A 17,141-nucleotide genomic window follows, 5' to 3' on the forward strand; every position below is an offset into this window, starting at 1 on the left:
CAATTTAAACTTATGGATACCAAAGAATCGTATGCAGTCGTCACGGGCGCAAGCCAGGGACTTGGAAAATCATTTGCTGAACATCTTGCAAAACAAAAAATCAACGTCATTCTTATAAGTCTTCCGGATCAGAATCTCAGAGAATTATCCGGAGAGTTGGAGAAACAGTATGATATAAAGGCTCATTACTATGAAACAGACCTTTCTGTTAATGAAAATGTAATGAAGCTTACAGAATGGCTCAACCGTTCTTTTGATGTTCATATTCTGATTAATAATGCAGGGCTTGGGGGAACAAAAAAATTTACGGAAGCCTCTTCGGATTATATCAACACTATTCTACAGGTGAATGTGGCAGCCACTTCATTGATCACGCATCAGCTGCTTCCTAACCTTTTAAAACAACCCAAAGCCTATATCCTGAATGTTTCAAGTATGGCTGCTTTTTCTCCGATTGGTTTTAAAACCGTATATCCAGCTTCTAAAAGTTTTATCCATTCATTTTCAAGAGGACTGCATGAAGAACTGAAAGATACCAATGTTTTTGTAAGCGTTGTGAATCCCGGGGCAATGAAAACCAATAAGGATGTTTGTGAAAGAATAGAAAAACAAGGTTTTATGGGAAGATTAACACTTTTGAATCCTGATAAAGTAGCTTCATACTGCCTCCGGCAATTATTTAAAAAAGATTCCGTAATTATGGTGAACCCAATCAGCTGGCTGGTGATGAAAATTTTACCCATATGGATCAAACTGCCATTGATGACCCAGGCTATAAAAAGAGAGATCGAAGCATGAAAAAAGTATGTGTAACCGGAGCAACAGGGCTTCTGGGAACTAATGTTATCCTTAAATTATTACAAAATGGTTATTCTGTTATTGCTCTGGTGCGTAAGAAAAGCAGCTGGCTGGGCGAAGAAAACGAAAATCTGAAGCTTGTGGAAGCGGATCTTCTGTGCGATATTTCTGGGCACCTGACCGATATTGACTGTATTATTCATGTGGCAGCAGAAACACGTCAGAATCTTCGTTATGATGAATACAGAAAAGTGAATTACGAGGCCGTTGTAAATCTTTTTACCCATGCAGAATTGATGAGCGTAAAAAAGTTTTTGTTTGTGAGTACTGCCAATACCTTAGGATTTGGAAACACCGCATTCCGGGGAAACGAAAAAGCACCCCCAATCTATCCTTTTACCCATTCACTGTATGCTCAAAGCAAGCAGGCTGCGGAAGATTATCTTTTAAAAAATAGTAAGAACACAGAGGTTATCATTGTTAATCCAACGTTGATGATCGGAGCATATGACAGCAAGCCAAGTTCTGGGAAAATAATCTTCTGGGCATGGAAAAAGAAACTGGTATTTTATCCGAAAGGAGGTAAGAACTTTGTACATGTGGAAGATGCAGCCAATGGAATAGTAAATGCTGTTGAATACGGAAGAACCGGAGAAAAATATCTCCTGGCCAATGAAAACCTGACCTACAGAGAGTTTTTTAAAAAAGTAAACCGGATTACCAGCCAGAACCCGGTTATGATTGCTATTCCCAACACACTTTTGAGTCTCCTTGGATTAATTGGTGATGGTTTAAGAACATTAAAAATAAAAACAAACCTCAGTACCCCCAATATGAAAGCACTGCAGATTTGTAATTATTATTCTAATCAGAAGTCAGCAGACGAGTTGGGGATTCAATATCAATCTATTGATAGGGCAATTGAGGATGCTGTCCGGTATTTTATCGAAAACCCCGTAAATAATAAAAAAACCAGCTCTTAAAAGCTGGTTTTAGAAGGTTATCTTATTATTTTCTGAGTTACATTTTTATTAGAAATAACGCAGGCTTTGCTGCAGTTATTGGCAGTTGAAATATTAACCTGTACCAATGCCGGCAATGATCTGTATTCTTCACTATTGTAAGGTGCTTCAGTACCATTGCTTCCACCTCCTTTAATATCATACTGTATCTGGGCTACTCCTGTGAATCCTGCCGCAGGTTTGAAAGAAAGTGCTCCGGTAGTTGGGAAATAAGTCCATGTTCCCTGACTATTGGTGTAGACACCGCCTGTTATATTGGGAATTACAGCTCCGTTATTATCTAAAAAACGAAATGAATTAAAATCAAGGTTGTTATAGGAAAGGGTTGGAGGATTCTGGCCATTAGCTGAAGAATAAGCCGCATCATTAAGCAAAGGATAATACGTTGACTTTATCCCCGGGCAGCCTGCAAACAAATCATCTGTTACTTCAGCAGCATAAGGTCTTGTAACCCCTAGATTTTTCAGTAAATGTATATTTTTAGCAGCTCCGGTAGATGCTGCAAATCCAATTCTGAAAGTAGAAGGAGGCGAAGTATCCAGAGTCCTTACCGTAGTGTTGGAAATGGTAGTCTCGGTATATTTCAGCGAAGTAGGGTAGTAATAATTGTCAATCACCTTTTCTTTCACCGTTCCGTGCTGGATTTCCAGGGTTATATTGTAACCGCCGGCCGGATTGGGAACAAGGGTAACATATGCTTTACGGAATCTTGCATCATTTTCATTCTGAGGAATTGTAGTTCCGCCACTTTCAATGCTGAACTGTTGAAGTGCTGTATTTTTAATCCCGATATATTTCCCTGTTGCCGTATCCAGATAAGCAGATCGGTTGCTGCTGGTTGGTAAAGCATTGGTTGCGATACTGTAAAGCAGCGGATAACCGTTATATCCTGCAGGCTCAGCTGAAGACAGATACTGGTTTCCACGCTTTCCTCTTAATGAAACGTTGCTGCGACCATCTGCCAGTCCCACCCCAAATATTCCGTTTCTGATCCTTTCAGTTTGTTTAAAACTTGTTTTAAAATTTCCGTATTCATCCAGACCTATTCCCAGATAACCACCTCTCAGTCCTTCCGTAGATTCTCCTCCACGTACAAAACTATATCCTAATCCTCCACCAAAATATCCGAGGTTAAGCTGATCTTTAGGAATAGAACCATCTACCAGGAATATGGAAATTCCATCTCCTCCGTTGGTATTTCCTCCATAAATGGCAAATTCAAATTCAAACTTGATTCCCTGATCACTTTTGAATATTTTATCCGCCAATATCACTCCTCCTGAAATATTATTCACACTTCGGGTGAGCCTTAGCCCGTCTGTGGTAAAGGTTGCGTCATTCTGAACACCGCTGGTAGCTACCTTATAGGCTTCCTGTGGCTGTAATCCCTGAGTAAAGTTTACAAAATAAGGATAACCGGTTCCCTGTTCGTTCTGAGCCTGAATGTTTTGAGAACAGGCAAATAAGGAAAAGGTAAACAAAAACCTTTTGTACCGTAAAATTGAGCTGCTGTTTATCATAACTCAATTATTTAACAACAAAAACAATATTGATAAAAGAACAGTCAGTAGCTGCAGCTTTTACATCATAAGTCATAACTCCGTCATCAGAAATAGAAATATTACTGAATACATTAGGGTCGGCATCGGTTACATAATAGTAAAGATCTTTACTGGACGGGAAAAAAGGAATAGAAGCTGGAGCACTGGTACTCTTTGCTTTTGGAGATCCAAACTGTGTTTTATACAATGTATACAAATCTTTAGTCCGGCCAGTAGCTGTGATGGAAGTGTCAAAAGAAACACTAGGCATATAAAACATTTTTACGGCATTGCTGCTGATACAAAGCCAATCCGGTTTGAGAGGAGTACCGATATTCTGACTTAAACATTTCTTATCTGTATCGTAGATAAGAAGCGAGTTGGCAGGATTGGCAATAGCATCTCTTTGTACTGTAGTCAGTCTGGGTATCAGCATTCCTTTATTTTGACTATAAACATCCAGAATCGCACTCTGGTCAGGGGTAGATGTGTTAATCCCTACTTGAGCGAAAGAAAGCGAGCTTGCAAAAACGATTGGTAGAAATAATTTTTTAATCATGATGTCTTAATAATTTTTATTTGTGTGTTTTTTGTTTTTTACAGGAAGAAATCTTTATAAGGCTTAATTTCATTAAAGGCAATAGATATAACCAACAAGTCCATTAATATAATGAATTGTTTTGCTCAAATAATAGCCAGACGAGGCTTTTGTTCAAAAGCTCATCAACAGATATAGCAAGTATGCTTCATAAAGAAATATCCTATACCTACCTGGGTGGTTGAAAAATTAAATGATTATGTAGCCGTATAAGCTCTTAAATAAGTAAGATTCATATTCCCTCGTGTTTTTTGCAAATGTACAAAGAAATGTTCAGATGTTTATGGTTATAGAATTAATTCTAGTCTTCTCTTAATGATTAATGTAATTTGTATTGAATTTTTACACAAGCTTACCAATTGGTAAGATTATTTTTATTATGTACATCTTTGTATTGTGGTAAGAAATTAAAAAAACAGATGATGTTGAGGCAGTGACAGCTTAAATTGAAGAAAAATTTTTCCGTTTTTGTATCTAAAGAATTGAAAAATAGACTATTTTGAAAAATTAGCTAAAGCATCTTCCAATGCTTGTACAAAATTAATGTGATTTGTTTTATTACTTTCAAAAATAAAATCCCTCATACTTTTGCTTTCATATTTACTGAAATCGCCAACAATAGCCAGTCCTATGCGGTAGTTTGAAAATTTCTGTAGAATTTCCCCAGCAATTTTTGTTTTTAAATCAAAGAATTCTGGAGTAATATTTTTTTCGTGAAGAATAACTTTGTCAAACCCCTGATAATAGATATTTCCCATAAGATCCAACCCGTCTTGTGCAGACCGGATAATGATGTCATCAGAAATAATTTCTGCAATTTTAATAGAATTGATTTCGTGTTGCTGAATAATCATGTTTACTGTATTGTTTTTTTTATGTCATGTAGAAAGTGGTGTGGCGGAAATGCATCTCCCTGATTGGTAAGTGCAATAATACAGCTGTTATGCTCCAAATCTCTCCAGAATAAAGCTTTAAAACCGTTCAGGCCACCTGTATGCATTGCTGATTTTTCTCCGCTTTTATTCTCTATGTACCACGCAAAGCCGTAATTTGATATTTGTCCGTCAGATAACTGGAAAGGAGAATACATCATACTTATATTTTCTTTATTAATAAAAGAATTGTTTCGTAAAGCCTGATCAAATTTATAGAGATCTTCAGGAGTAGAGTAGATTCCACCGTCACCGGTTGTTAAAATTGAATAATCATCAGGCTGCTTTTGTTCATTATATCCGAGTGCTCTATTGTGAATAACTGTCCCAGGTTCATACACATAAGTGTTATTCATTTTTAATGGAGTAATAATCTGTTCATTGATGAATGTACTGTATGATCTACCTGAAACCTTTTCAATAATCAGAGAAAGAACAATATATCCGGTATTGCTGTACTTAAACTTGCTGTCCGGAACAAAATCAAGATTTTTAAGATCAAACAGCCAGTTTATTACCTCCTGATTCGTTAATCCTCTTTTAGAAAACAGGTTTTCATAATCCCTGATTCCTGAAGTATGATGCAAAAGCTGTCTGATCGTAATGTTTCTGGCATATTCAGGAAGCGTTATAAACCGGGATGCTTTATCATCAAACTTCAATAAACCTTTTTGCTCCAGCATGATAATAGCTGCTGCAGTGAAGGGTTTACTGAGGGATGCAATGTAAAATGAGGTATTTTTATCTGTTTTCAGCCCTTTTTCAAAGTTGCGGAAACCCAAAGCCGTATCGCAAACAATCCTGCCGTTGTTCACAATCAAAACGGAACCGTTGAACTCTCCTTTACTATAATATTTACTCACCACATCCCGAGGATGCTTTTGGCAGGATACCAGTTGCATAATCAGTGAAAGACAAATGAGAATTTTCCATAGTAAAGTTTTCATAGGTTCAGTATTTAAACAGGTAAAATTACTTATTTCCCTGCATAAATAAATCGGTCATTTTCAGATAAATCCTTCAATAGTTGTGCATTAGGAAAATCCTGATAAAGACTGAGTGTTTCCAGCCCCAGCTTCTGATTGATTTCAAGGAATACAAGTCCGTTCTCATTCAAATACTTTTCAGCATCTTCCGCAATTTTTCTGTAAAAGATCAAAGCATCTGAAGTAGGGGAGAAAAGGGCCATTTTAGGTTCAAATTCTTTCACAGAATCAGCAATTTCAATCTCCTCCTCAATTCCTATATAGGGCGGATTTGAAATAATGATATCATAATTTTCAGCCAGATCAAAATTAAGATAGTCGGCATGAATGAACCGGATTTTCAATTGGTGATACTCTGCATTTCTTTGGGCTGTCTTCAAAGCTTTCTCAGAAAAATCAATAGATGAAACCTCTGCTTCTGGGAAATGTTTCTTTAAAACCAATGGAATAACTCCGCTTCCGGTTCCTATATCCAAAATCTTTAGACCTGGAACCTTTAACTTTGAACCTTTAATCTCCCTGATAGCAATTTCCAATAGTTCTTCTGTTTCAGGGCGGGGAATCAGAACATTTTCATCCACAAAGAATTTCATTCCGTAAAATTCTGTTTCTCCTAATATCTGCTGATAAGGTCTTCCGGTTTTAAGTTCTGAAACAAGAAAACACAGTTTTTCCTTATCATCAGTCAGAAGCTCCTGTTCAGCAAATCTTCTTTGCTGAAATGAATCGAAACCTACGATTTGATGAATGAATAAAGACGATAAAAACACACTTTCCGAGTCTGTATAAAGATCGGAAAGTTCTGTTTTGAAATATTTTTTAAATCCTGAGATTGTCATTTATCTTGTAAAAACCAGTTTTGTATCTGTAGACTTCTCTTCATCAATTCTGTATCCTTCATAGTTGAATGCTTTTACATCCTCCAGTGTTTTGGCATTGGTCTCTGCGCAGAATCTAACCACAAGACCTCTGGCATGCTTTGTATACACAACAATGGTCTTCAGTTTTCCATCTTTTAATTCATAAAAATCAAAATCAATGACTTTGTGATTCAGTTTTTTTCTGTCGATTACTTTTCCATACTCGTTGCTGGCAAGGTGAAGGAGGATTTCTCCTTTTTTCATCTCAGAATTCAACTGCTCTGTAATCTTTTCTCTCCAGAATTCGTATAGGTTTTTATATTGCTCAAATTCAAAAGGACGGCCCATTTCAAGTCTGTAAAGCATTACTTTATCAGATGGTTTCAGTAAGCCGTAAAGCCCGGAAAGGATTCTGTAGTTTTTTTGAAGGTAATCTACAGCATTTTTATCCAGTGTTTTGGCATCAAGACCTCTGTAAACCTCTCCTGTAAAGGCAAACATTGCAGGAGCAGATTCTTTTGCTGTAGGTTTGGACTTCCATTTTTGATTTCTTTCCCAGTTTTCATCAGCAAGCTTTGGGGATATTTCCATAAGCTCGGAAAGGTATTTTGGGGATTTTTCTTTTAAATAAGATTGTATCAATGCTGCATCTTCAATGAATTTGGGAGTAGTGGTTTTCAACAGATCCGTTGAATTTTCCGTGTTCATTAATTTGGCAGGAGATGTTATAATTTTCATAATGTTAAAATACAGATAAGTGTTTAATATCAATACAATTCATGACCATCATTGCAATAAAATCAATCATAAAATGACAGATGATCAGAATTTTAATATTTGAATAGCGTTTATAAAATACAGCAAATACGACTCCGATAAAAAAAGGTCCAAGAACCTGGCTTATGGTACCGTAAGTGCTGTGCAGAATTCCAAATAAGACAGCTGAAATAACAATGGCAACTGTCGGGTTATTATAGATTTTTTCAATCCTGGGCTGGATATAGCCCCGCATCAGAAATTCCTCTACAATAGCAGCCGTAAGGCACGTAAAAATAACTAAAAAATAATTATTTCTAAGAATGGGAACAAGGTTGAGAAGCTTCTCACTTATTTTTTCCTGTGTAACGAACATGACGACTGCATTCAGAATCGCTCCGCCAATCAGACAGATAAAATATAAGCTCACAACAGCTTTGATGTAAAATGTTGCGGAATATTTCTTCTCCTTTCTAAGAAAAAAAGCACTTTTCTCAATAAAGACATTGTATAGAAATACAATGATAAGAACGATCCATAGTATAATTCTGCTGAGAAAGAAATTGGTTTCTGTAATTCCTCTTATTCCCGTTATTGTGGTAACAGCAGGAAAAGAATAGAGCATCGCTGCCGCTAAAATAACAAAAGTGAGTAAAATTCCTACAGCATATTTCCCGGTAAGATTCATAATTCAGTACCCTAAACCTTGAACTTTAAACTTTGAACTTTGAATTAAATGATCCCTTTTCCCTGACGGATGATTTCCGGTTCTCCTGAAGTAAGGTCTACAATAGTAGAAGCTACATTATCACCATATCCTGAATCAATGACGATATCTACCAGATGATCATATTTTTCAGCAATAAGTTCAGGATCGGTAGAGTATTCGATAATTTCATCATCATCTTTAATGGAAGTGGATGCTATGGGATGGCCAAGTTTTTCAACAATAAGCTGCGGAATCGGATGATCCGGAACACGGATACCAATTGTTTTGTGGCCTTTATAGGCTAAAGGTAAACTTTTGTTGGCTTCAAGAATGAAGGTAAACGGCCCGGGAAGATGACTTTTCAGAAATCTGAAAACTGAGGTATCAATAGGTCTTGTAAAGTCAGAAAGATGGCTGAGATCATTACAGATAATTGAGAATTTAGACTTGTCAAGCTTCATTTTTTTGAGCTGAGCCAGCTTTTCCATGGCTTTTATATCAAAAATATTACAGCCTAAAGCATAAATCGTATCAGAAGGATAGATAATCAGCCCGCCATTGTTTAAAGTTTTAATAACCTCATTCACAAGATTTTCCTGTGGGTTGTCTGGATAAATTTTTAATATTTTTGCCATAAAACAAAGATACAAATAATAAAATAGTTTTTATAAAAGTCCTTTATTTAAAAGAAAAATTAGGATTTGTAAAAATTATTCGTACCTTTGCAATCCAATATCGCGGGATGGAGCAGTAGGTAGCTCGTCGGGCTCATAACCCGAAGGTCATCGGTTCGAGTCCGGTTCCCGCTACTAAGTAAGTGCTTTCGGTAAGCACTCTAAAAATACACCGCGGGATGGAGCAGTAGGTAGCTCGTCGGGCTCATAACCCGAAGGTCATCGGTTCGAGTCCGGTTCCCGCTACTAAGCAAGTGCTTTCGGTAAGCACTCTAAAAATACACCGCGGGATGGAGCAGTAGGTAGCTCGTCGGGCTCATAACCCGAAGGTCATCGGTTCGAGTCCGGTTCCCGCTACTAAGCAAGTGTTTTCGGTAAACACTCTAAAAATATACCGCGGGATGGAGCAGTAGGTAGCTCGTCGGGCTCATAACCCGAAGGTCATCGGTTCGAGTCCGGTTCCCGCTACTAAACGAAAGAGAAGCAATATCATATTGCTTCTCTTTTTATTTCCTGGCCATTGCAGGCAAAATGAAACCCCACGGAAATTTGATTTAATCAGTATTCATTTCCTTCCATTTTTTATAAGCTTCTTTTTTCATACAATGCCCGCACGGACGGTAATTGTTTTGTAATGCTTCTTTTTCATCTGCAAAGAAAACCCTGTTCTCTTTCTTCATTCTTTTTCCTGAACGGCAACTGAGTAATCCGTAGATTTTTAATTTTTTATTTCCTCCAAAACGAATTTCCCTGCTATGGATTTTACTTCTAAGGTTTTCAGATGATAGTTGAGAATGCTGAATCATGATTCATCTATTGATAACGTTTAATAATTAACTGGCTGCATCATGGAAAATAATACCTAAAGCATAACGGTTTCCGTCTTTAACTTCACTTACGCCATGTTTCATATTGACCCTGTAATAGCCTTTGGTTCCTTTCTCTGGTTTAAACTGAGTCGTAAAAATAAGAACATCTCCTTTTTGGGGTTGCAGAACAATAGCCTTTGACTGAGCTCTGGGAATCTGCTGGGTAAGCACAAACTCGCCTCCCGTAAAATCCTTGCCGGGTTCGCTGAGCATTAAAACAATCTGAATGGGAAAATAAATATCTCCATATAAATCCTGATGCAGTGTATTGAATCCATCTTTTCCGTATTTTAAAATTAATGCCGTTGCTTTTTGCTGCCCGTTAAGATGACACTGGTCTAAGAATTCTTGATGATCTGAAGGAAAATGGGTGTCTATTTGTAAAGCTTTAAACCATACATTGGCAACAGGTGCCAGATAAGGATAAATAGTTGTTCGTATGGTTTGAATAATTTCAGGTAATGGATAGTTGAAATACTTATATTCACCCAATCCGAAACGATGTCTGGCCATGACAACTGTTTTCCGGTAAAAAGCTGGATGATCATAATCCAATTTCAGTTTTTCACATTCGTTTTCTGACAGCAGATTATCAATGATGGCATAGCCGTTTTGATGCATTGTTTCCGTAAGGCTTTCCCAGTCAATATTCTTGATTGTATGAATGATATCTTTCATTGTTTTGATTTTATTCTGCAAAAATCTATAGTTCTTCAGAACAATACAATCCGAAACATGTGGTTTTTTATAGATGAATAAAGAGTTATAAAGTATCTGGCCTATTGATTTAATATATTTCTGGATGATACCACTGGTCCTGTTTAAGGCTACCTTTGCCTTGTTAATAAAAATAGATATAACGATGAATTACATTATTAAAAAAGCAAGTCTTGAGGATCTTGATGAAACAGCTGAATTGTTCAATCTTTATCGTGTTTTTTACAGACAGGAATCAGACGTTGAAAAGGGGAAGGCTTTTCTCAAAGAAAGGTTTTTAAATAGTGAATCTGATATTTTTCTTGTAATGGCAGAGGGCAAAGCAGTAGGTTTTGTACAGCTTTATAAACTATTTCACTATACCAAATTACAAAAACAATGGCTGTTAAGTGATCTCTTTGTTCATCCGGATTATAGAGGAAAAGGGTTTTCTGTAGCACTAATTGACCGAAGTAAACAATGGTGTGAAGAGACAGGAGCGTGTGGACTTATGCTTGAAACCGAAAAAACGAATGATATAGGAAACACACTGTACCCACGCTGCGGGTTTGAATATGACGGACTACATAATTACTACCATTGGTGGAAGTAGAATAAAGCTATTCAGTACTGATCATAGTGCAGCTTTTTCAGCTACTTTTACTTCTATAAGGACAAGTAGTATTACTTCTACAGTTCTGAACGTTTAATTCTACAGGTATTTTCAGCCAGTAGAAGGGTATAATCCTATTTTTGTAAAGCTCTTACAGATCATGGGTAGGACAGTTGATCTGTAGAGCGTATGCAAAAAAATCTCTGCCTATTTTCTACTTTTTCCCCAAGGTTTTATGATTAGTACCACAAAACTGCTTTTTCCGGCGGAGATTTTTTGCTTTTGAATACAAAAAGAGAATGACGATCGTCATTCTCTTTTTGTATTCTTAAAATATATTTAAATATTATTGAGCCAGTTGAGCATAAGGAGTAAGCTTGTTGTCATCAGACATGGTCTGTCCCAGAAAGTCTCTTTTCTGATCCGCTTTCATTCTGCCTGCAGCATCATTGGCATTGAAATAAGCTTCACTTAGTTTTGTAGCGATATCAGCAGGTTTGAAATCGAATTTTGTATCTCCTTCAACTCCAAGATAACCATTCTTTCTTGTAAGGTTAGTAATATAATTGTTGTAATTGATCATGGTTCCTCTCATCATATTGTTATGGTATTCCATACATTTCTTAGCTTTTTTAGATGAATTGTTCAGGATACAGTTTTTCATGTTGTTTCTGTATAAAAACCATTCAGATTCTACAATACCATATTCTTTACCCAAAGCAATCTTTCCGTTATTCACAATATTATTATCGCCTTCTTTTGTAGCGATCGTCTGAAGATGTTGAATAACCAATGGAACGGTAGCTTCGATTTTTGATTTTGTATCTTTCAGTATGCTAAGATCGGCAGCAGGAGAACCCTTCTTTTGTGCTGTAGTAACATTAAAAATAAGCAGTAATAGTACAATCAGTAAATTATATCTTTTCATGAGAAATTTTTAAAGCACTAAAATAAATATAATTTCCCGGTTAAAACAAATTCATTTTAATTTTATTTAATAAAATTTAACAAGTTTTAAGGATTTACCTCTGAATTGTTTCTTTTTCTATCGATTAAGCAGGCTATATTTTCACTCTCTTAAAAATTTAATATATTTTAACTATTTTTATTCAATTGATTATCAGGTGTTTAATGTTTTGCTGGTGTTTATCACTAAAAAAATAGTTGTTTGGTTAAATTTTATTTCTACATTTGTATAACTAATTTCTTAGTGATATAGAAGTTGAAAGGTTTATATCACGATAAATGATAAATGAACAGGATATGAAAATTCAGACTTTAACAAAAGCAGAAGAACAGGTAATGCAGTATTTATGGAAGATAGAAAAAGGATTTCTTAAGGATGTTCTTGATCTTTTTCCGGAACCCAAGCCCCATACCAATACGGTATCTACCATTTTAAAAGTGTTGAAAGACAAAGAATTTGTAGACTATCGTGTACATGGAAGACAGCATGAGTATTTTCCGCTGGTTTCAAAAGAACAGTATTCCGGGAAAACCATGAAAAGTCTTGTAAAGAACTATTTCAAAGGCTCTTACAAAAGTGCCGTTTCATTTCTGGTAGAAAAAAATGAAATGACGGTAGAAGATCTTGAGATGCTATTGGATGAACTCAAAAATAAAGACTAGGACCTATGGAAGCAATACTTTTATACTTTGGAAAAATTATTTTATGTTCAGGTGTAACATTTTTGTATTATCAATTGTCTTTAAAGGACAAGACATTCCATCATTATAACAGATTTTATCTGCTGGCAGCAATTGTGATATCCCTGTTATTGCCGCTCATCCGAGTAGATGATTTTACGATAGAGGTGAATAATGATATGTATATGCTTCTTGACAAGATTCAGAATTTTAATTCAGAAAAAAATATAAACAATGGTAACCTTTATTTTAACATTATTTTTTCAGCTCTGGGACTGGTTTCTTTCTATTTTCTAGGAAGGCTGCTGTATGGGATTTTTAAAATCCAGCAGTTTAAAAATCAATTTCAGAAAGAAAGCTTTGACGGGATCAACTTTTACCGTACAGACCTTAATGAAGCTCCGTTTTCCTATTTTAAAAACCTGTTCTGGAAGAATACAATTACCCTGCATTCTGATATCGGAAAACAGATTTTAAAGCATGAAATGGTACATATTGAGCAGAAACATTCCTTTGATAAGATCTTTATCGAGATTATTACTTCTGTTTTCTGGTTCAATCCGTTTTTTCATATCATCAAAAAAGAAATTAATCTCATCCACGAATACCTGGCGGATAAAAAAGCCGTACAGCAGTCGGACACCAAAGCATTTGCGCAGATGCTTTTAGCAAGCCACTTTTCCGGAACACAGTTGCCTGCTGCCAGTCCGTTTCTAAGTTCAAACCTTAAAAAAAGACTTAAGATGTTACAAAAACCAAAAACCAAGTTCGGATATGCGCGAAGAATTCTTGCATTACCGGTTTTATTTACCGTAGCGTTTGCTTATCTGGTAAATGCGAAGAACAGAGAAATCGAAGAAACCAATCTTTCTATTAAAAAAGCAGTTTCAGAAATCAAAAAAGATACCATCAGACCTGAAAAATCGGTTCAGGGAAATATCCCGGAATTAAAAACCTTATCACCCGGTGAACACAAAAAATTAACTGATCTTGAAAAGAAGATAAAAGAAAAAGAGAAGGAGCTGGATGGATTGGATCCGGAAAGTGATGCCTTCAGTGATAAAATTGAAGAAATAAGTAATCTGGCATCAGAGATTGGAGAGGTCGCTGCCAAAGTTGAAGTTGATAAATATTTCAATTCTGCTGAATGGAAAAATCAGATGAAGGAGCTTGAAAATATGGATCCTCTTGATAAGAAAGAACTTCGCAAAATAAAAAGAGCAGCTAAAAAAGCGGGAAGAGAGGCTGCAAGAGCGGTAAAAGACATCGTTCCGCCCACACCGCCTAATGCACCAGATGCACCTCTGGCGCCAATAGCTCCAGAAGCTCCACTTGCCCCAAAGGCTCCTAAAGCTCCCAAAGTAGTTTATTTTAAAAATAATAACACCGTTTACTATAAGGATCTGAGCGCTAAAGAAAAAGAAGAAGTACGCAAAGCAATGGCAGAAGCCAGAGATGCGATGAAAGAAGCTTTAAAAGCCAGAGTAGAAGGTGAAACAGCAAGAGCCGAAGGAGACAGAATCAGAGTGAAGGCTGAAAGAATCAGAATTGATGGGGAAAAAATCCGAAAACAATTTGAAAAAGCCCGTGCAGAAGCAGAGAAAAGATCTGTCAGCTTCAGAGACGGAGCATTTATTAAATTTGACGGTAAACCTGATGTTATTGTAATGAATGCTGATTTTATCAAAAAAGATGGCAACGGAAATATTGCCATGAATGGGGTGAAAAATTTCAGAATAAGCGGTAATGATGATGTACAATACAAGTATTATATTGACGGAAGGGAAGTTTCTAAGGACGATGTTAACTCATTGGATACAAGTAATATATCGAAAGTTAATGTCAATACTCAGAAAAAAGGAGATGTTAAGCAAGGGGAAATAAGAATTGAAACAAAGAAATAAAGTTCCATCAGGCTTTGTCAGTTTCAGATTGGCAAAGCCTTTTTTTAAACATACATTATGAAAAGTAAAATTCTATTTTTTTTATTTCTGGGTGGGCTTGTCAGTGCACAGGTCAACAGGTTTTTTTATGAATATAAGTTTATTCCGGATTCCAATAATAAGGAAGATGTAAAGACGGAAATGATGATGCTCGATATCGATAAAAACGGATCAAGCTATTACAGCCGTGATAAATTTGTAGCAGATTCCACCGGAAAAGCAGAACTTGAAAAACAGTTGAAAGCAGGCAGCGGAAATATCAGTATCAACAAAAGAGAAAGACCGGGGCAGGTTTCTTATAAAGTTACCAAACAATACCCGGATTTTAAAACTTATCTCTTCAGAAGCATTTCTACAGATAAGTATAAAATAAAAGAAGATCAGAAACCGGAATGGAAGATATTGCCCGAGAAACAAAAAATAGGAGCGTATCAGGCTCAGAAAGCCACTGCCAGCTTTGGAGGAAGGGAATGGACAGCCTGGTTTACGACAGATATTCCTTTTCAGGATGGGCCTTATATTTTTTACGGCCTTCCCGGCCTTATCGTAAAAATTGAGGATACTACCGGATCTCATATCATGACGATGATAGGTAATAAAACGATTAATACTCCGGCCGGTGAATCGGAAATGCAGATGCCTGATCATGTAAGAGCGCTGGGAGTTGGCGGAAAAGAGCTGGAAGTCACAAAAGATCAGTTCAAAAAAGTATGGAAGGCTTATATAAATGATCCGGCAAAGAATATGAGAGAAATGTTGATGAAAAATGGTGATGGCAATACGAAATTTAGTTTTAAGCTGAGAACAGGAGACGGTAAAGAAATCTCAGATCCCAATCAGGTACTTAGGGAAATAGAAAAAAATACTAAAGAAGCCCTAAAAAAAGATAACAATCCGATAGAACCGGATCTGGTAAATTAAAAATTATATTTTCTAATATCTGCAGGATGGCATTTTTTGTCATCCTGTTTTTTTTGATAAAAGAAGTCAAAGAAAATGTGATCGTATCAATTTATAATGTTATAATATATTTTTTTATCTTTCAATAAGCAATAAGCAATAAGCAATAAGCAATAAGCAATAAGCAATAAACAATAAGCAATAAACAATAAACAATAAACTTTATATCTTATGACAGAAAAGGAAAAATGTGCAGCCGGACTTTTATACAACGCCAACTACGATAAAGAATTAATAGAAGAACGCATTGCATGCAAAGATTTGTGTCAGGAATATAATGCTCTCAAAAACTCCGATTCCGAAAACAGATTCCGATTGCTTAAAAGCATTATGGGTAGTATAAAAGAAAATATCTGTATAGAACCCAGCTTTTGGTGTGATTACGGATATAATATAACCGTAGGAGAGAATTTCTACGCCAATCACAATCTGGTTATTTTGGATTGTGCCAAAGTAGAGTTTGGTGATAATGTGTTTATAGGCCCCAATTGCAGTTTTTATACGGCAGGTCATCCGCTTGACGCGAAACAGCGAAATGAAGGACTGGAATATGCACATCCTATCAAAGTAGGTAATAATGTATGGCTGGGAGGCAATGTGGTTGTACTTCCAGGAGTTTCTATCGGAAATAATTCTGTGATTGGAGCTGGAAGTGTGGTAACGAAAGATATTCCTGAGAATGTAGTGGCCGTGGGAAATCCGTGTAGGGTAGTAAAAAATATCCCGGAAGAATAATATACAGAATCACTATAAAGTAAAATCCCGGAACAATGTTCCGGGATTTTTATGTTTGAACAAGGATCAGTGATTATGCTAATTTCTGAGAATCTGCAACAAACTGAGCCAATCCGCTGTCTGTTAATGGGTGCTTCAATAAGCTCAAAATCGGAGGAAGTGGAGATGTGATAACATCAGCCCCGATTTTAGCACAGTCGATAATATGCATTGAGTGACGGATAGAAGCTGCCAGGATTTCAGTTTCGTACATATAGTTATCGAAAATCAATCTGATTTCCTGAATAAGGTTCAAACCGTCTGTAGAAATATCATCTAATCTTCCTAAGAACGGAGAAACATAAGTTGCTCCTGCTTTAGCTGCCAGAAGAGCCTGCCCCGGAGAGAAGATCAATGTACAGTTAGTTTTGATACCTTTATCGGAAAAATATTTTAAAGCTTTGATTCCGTCTTTGATCATCGGAATTTTTACAACGATATTCGGGTGAATAGCAGCCAATTCGTCTCCTTCTTTAATCATTTCTTCATACGTTGTAGAAAGAACTTCCGCAGAAATATCTCCGTCTACAAGCTCGCAGATCGTTTTATAATGGTTTTTGATGGCTTCAGCTCCCTGAATACCTTCTTTTGCCATTAGGGAAGGGTTGGTTGTTACACCATCTAAAATTCCAAGGTCTCTTGCTTCCTTGATTTGCTCTAAATTAGCTGTGTCAATAAAAAATTTCATTTTGATAAATAGATTTATTGATACAAATATAGGGAATTAATTGGGTTATGAGGTATGAATTTTAAGTTACGGGTT

General features: G+C 36.3%; 19 protein-coding genes and 4 tRNA genes. 11 read left to right on the forward strand and 12 right to left on the reverse strand.

Annotated features, from left to right (window positions below; all coding sequences use genetic code 11):
- Positions 1-12: 12 nt before the first annotated feature.
- Entirely contained in the window at positions 13-798 is a 786-nt protein-coding gene (locus JNG87_RS12795; protein ID WP_202838773.1) for an SDR family NAD(P)-dependent oxidoreductase, read from the forward strand.
- On the forward strand, positions 744-1,781 hold the full coding sequence (locus tag JNG87_RS12800; protein WP_238349585.1) for an NAD-dependent epimerase/dehydratase family protein: 1,038 nt from the start codon (positions 744-746) through the stop codon (positions 1,779-1,781). The genes JNG87_RS12795 and JNG87_RS12800 overlap by 55 nt, the downstream gene beginning before the upstream one ends.
- Before the next feature lie 17 nt (positions 1,782-1,798).
- Here the strand turns inward: JNG87_RS12800 and JNG87_RS12805 are convergent, their stop codons facing one another.
- The 8 genes from JNG87_RS12805 to JNG87_RS12840 all read right to left on the reverse strand — a co-directional run bounded on the left by JNG87_RS12805 (position 1,799) and on the right by JNG87_RS12840 (position 8,837).
- Positions 1,799-3,340 carry a lectin-like domain-containing protein gene (locus tag JNG87_RS12805; protein WP_238349586.1) on the reverse strand — a complete coding sequence of 514 codons (1,542 nt, stop codon included), beginning with the start codon at positions 3,338-3,340 and terminating at the stop codon, positions 1,799-1,801.
- 7 nt (positions 3,341-3,347) lie between these two features.
- On the reverse strand, positions 3,348-3,920 hold the full coding sequence (locus JNG87_RS12810) for a hypothetical protein (RefSeq protein ID WP_110010981.1): 573 nt from the start codon (positions 3,918-3,920) through the stop codon (positions 3,348-3,350).
- Positions 3,921-4,453: 533 nt separating this feature from the next.
- Positions 4,454-4,813, reverse strand: coding sequence for a DUF4180 domain-containing protein (locus tag JNG87_RS12815; RefSeq protein ID WP_202838774.1), 360 nt, complete (start codon positions 4,811-4,813; stop codon positions 4,454-4,456).
- Between the two features lie 2 nt (positions 4,814-4,815).
- Positions 4,816-5,838 (reverse strand): serine hydrolase domain-containing protein, encoded by a 1,023-nt coding sequence (locus tag JNG87_RS12820; RefSeq protein ID WP_202838775.1) that lies wholly within the window; start codon positions 5,836-5,838, stop codon positions 4,816-4,818.
- Between the two features lie 29 nt (positions 5,839-5,867).
- A complete protein-coding gene (gene prmC / locus JNG87_RS12825) occupies positions 5,868-6,716 on the reverse strand; it encodes a peptide chain release factor N(5)-glutamine methyltransferase (RefSeq protein ID WP_202838776.1) in 849 nt (282 codons plus the stop codon).
- Complete coding sequence (gene yaaA / locus JNG87_RS12830; protein ID WP_202838777.1) at positions 6,717-7,475, reverse strand: peroxide stress protein YaaA; 759 nt, start codon at positions 7,473-7,475, stop codon at positions 6,717-6,719.
- A gap of 4 nt (positions 7,476-7,479) precedes the next feature.
- Positions 7,480-8,181 carry a CPBP family intramembrane glutamic endopeptidase gene (locus JNG87_RS12835; protein WP_202838778.1) on the reverse strand — a complete coding sequence of 234 codons (702 nt, stop codon included), beginning with the start codon at positions 8,179-8,181 and terminating at the stop codon, positions 7,480-7,482.
- Between the two features lie 44 nt (positions 8,182-8,225).
- The gene (locus tag JNG87_RS12840; RefSeq protein ID WP_202838779.1) at positions 8,226-8,837 is read right to left on the reverse strand and encodes an L-threonylcarbamoyladenylate synthase; all 612 of its coding nucleotides are present in this window, start codon (positions 8,835-8,837) and stop codon (positions 8,226-8,228) included.
- Positions 8,838-8,938: 101 nt separating this feature from the next.
- Between JNG87_RS12840 and JNG87_RS12845 the strand changes: the two genes are divergently transcribed.
- The 4 genes from JNG87_RS12845 to JNG87_RS12860 all read left to right on the forward strand — a co-directional run bounded on the left by JNG87_RS12845 (position 8,939) and on the right by JNG87_RS12860 (position 9,344).
- A tRNA-Met gene (locus JNG87_RS12845) sits at positions 8,939-9,011 on the forward strand.
- 38 nt (positions 9,012-9,049) lie between these two features.
- Positions 9,050-9,122: transfer RNA gene (locus JNG87_RS12850), tRNA-Met, on the forward strand.
- A 38-nt stretch (positions 9,123-9,160) separates the two neighbouring features.
- A tRNA-Met gene (locus JNG87_RS12855) sits at positions 9,161-9,233 on the forward strand.
- Positions 9,234-9,271: 38 nt separating this feature from the next.
- Positions 9,272-9,344, forward strand: a tRNA-Met gene (locus tag JNG87_RS12860).
- A gap of 86 nt (positions 9,345-9,430) precedes the next feature.
- Here the strand turns inward: JNG87_RS12860 and JNG87_RS12865 are convergent.
- Both JNG87_RS12865 and JNG87_RS12870 read right to left on the reverse strand, forming a co-directional pair.
- Positions 9,431-9,682 carry an Ada metal-binding domain-containing protein gene (locus tag JNG87_RS12865; protein ID WP_202838780.1) on the reverse strand — a complete coding sequence of 84 codons (252 nt, stop codon included), beginning with the start codon at positions 9,680-9,682 and terminating at the stop codon, positions 9,431-9,433.
- A gap of 27 nt (positions 9,683-9,709) precedes the next feature.
- Positions 9,710-10,423, reverse strand: coding sequence for a 2OG-Fe(II) oxygenase (locus tag JNG87_RS12870; RefSeq protein ID WP_202838781.1), 714 nt, complete (start codon positions 10,421-10,423; stop codon positions 9,710-9,712).
- A gap of 184 nt (positions 10,424-10,607) precedes the next feature.
- On the opposite strand from JNG87_RS12870, the gene JNG87_RS12875 reads away from it, so the two are divergent.
- A complete protein-coding gene (locus JNG87_RS12875) occupies positions 10,608-11,054 on the forward strand; it encodes a GNAT family N-acetyltransferase (protein WP_202838782.1) in 447 nt (148 codons plus the stop codon).
- Positions 11,055-11,400: 346 nt separating this feature from the next.
- Here the strand turns inward: JNG87_RS12875 and JNG87_RS12880 are convergent, their stop codons facing one another.
- Positions 11,401-11,982: a hypothetical protein gene (locus JNG87_RS12880; RefSeq protein WP_202838783.1), complete on the reverse strand. Its 582-nt coding sequence runs from the start codon at positions 11,980-11,982 to the stop codon at positions 11,401-11,403.
- Between the two features lie 335 nt (positions 11,983-12,317).
- Here JNG87_RS12880 and JNG87_RS12885 point away from each other — a divergent pair, with 335 nt between their 5' ends.
- From JNG87_RS12885 to JNG87_RS12900, 4 genes are all read left to right on the forward strand, one after another.
- Positions 12,318-12,683 carry a BlaI/MecI/CopY family transcriptional regulator gene (locus JNG87_RS12885; protein WP_202838784.1) on the forward strand — a complete coding sequence of 122 codons (366 nt, stop codon included), beginning with the start codon at positions 12,318-12,320 and terminating at the stop codon, positions 12,681-12,683.
- 5 nt (positions 12,684-12,688) lie between these two features.
- Complete coding sequence (locus JNG87_RS12890) at positions 12,689-14,605, forward strand: M56 family metallopeptidase (RefSeq protein ID WP_202838785.1); 1,917 nt, start codon at positions 12,689-12,691, stop codon at positions 14,603-14,605.
- 57 nt (positions 14,606-14,662) lie between these two features.
- Entirely contained in the window at positions 14,663-15,565 is a 903-nt protein-coding gene (locus tag JNG87_RS12895) for a GLPGLI family protein (protein ID WP_202838786.1), read from the forward strand.
- A gap of 210 nt (positions 15,566-15,775) precedes the next feature.
- Complete coding sequence (locus tag JNG87_RS12900; protein WP_110010966.1) at positions 15,776-16,339, forward strand: sugar O-acetyltransferase; 564 nt, start codon at positions 15,776-15,778, stop codon at positions 16,337-16,339.
- A gap of 73 nt (positions 16,340-16,412) precedes the next feature.
- On the opposite strand, the gene fsa is transcribed toward JNG87_RS12900, so the two are convergent.
- Entirely contained in the window at positions 16,413-17,066 is a 654-nt protein-coding gene (gene fsa / locus JNG87_RS12905; protein ID WP_002978975.1) for a fructose-6-phosphate aldolase, read from the reverse strand.
- Positions 17,067-17,141: the final 75 nt, after the last annotated feature.

The sequence above is a fragment of the Chryseobacterium cucumeris genome, assembly GCF_016775705.1.
Classification (GTDB): domain Bacteria; phylum Bacteroidota; class Bacteroidia; order Flavobacteriales; family Weeksellaceae; genus Chryseobacterium; species Chryseobacterium cupriresistens.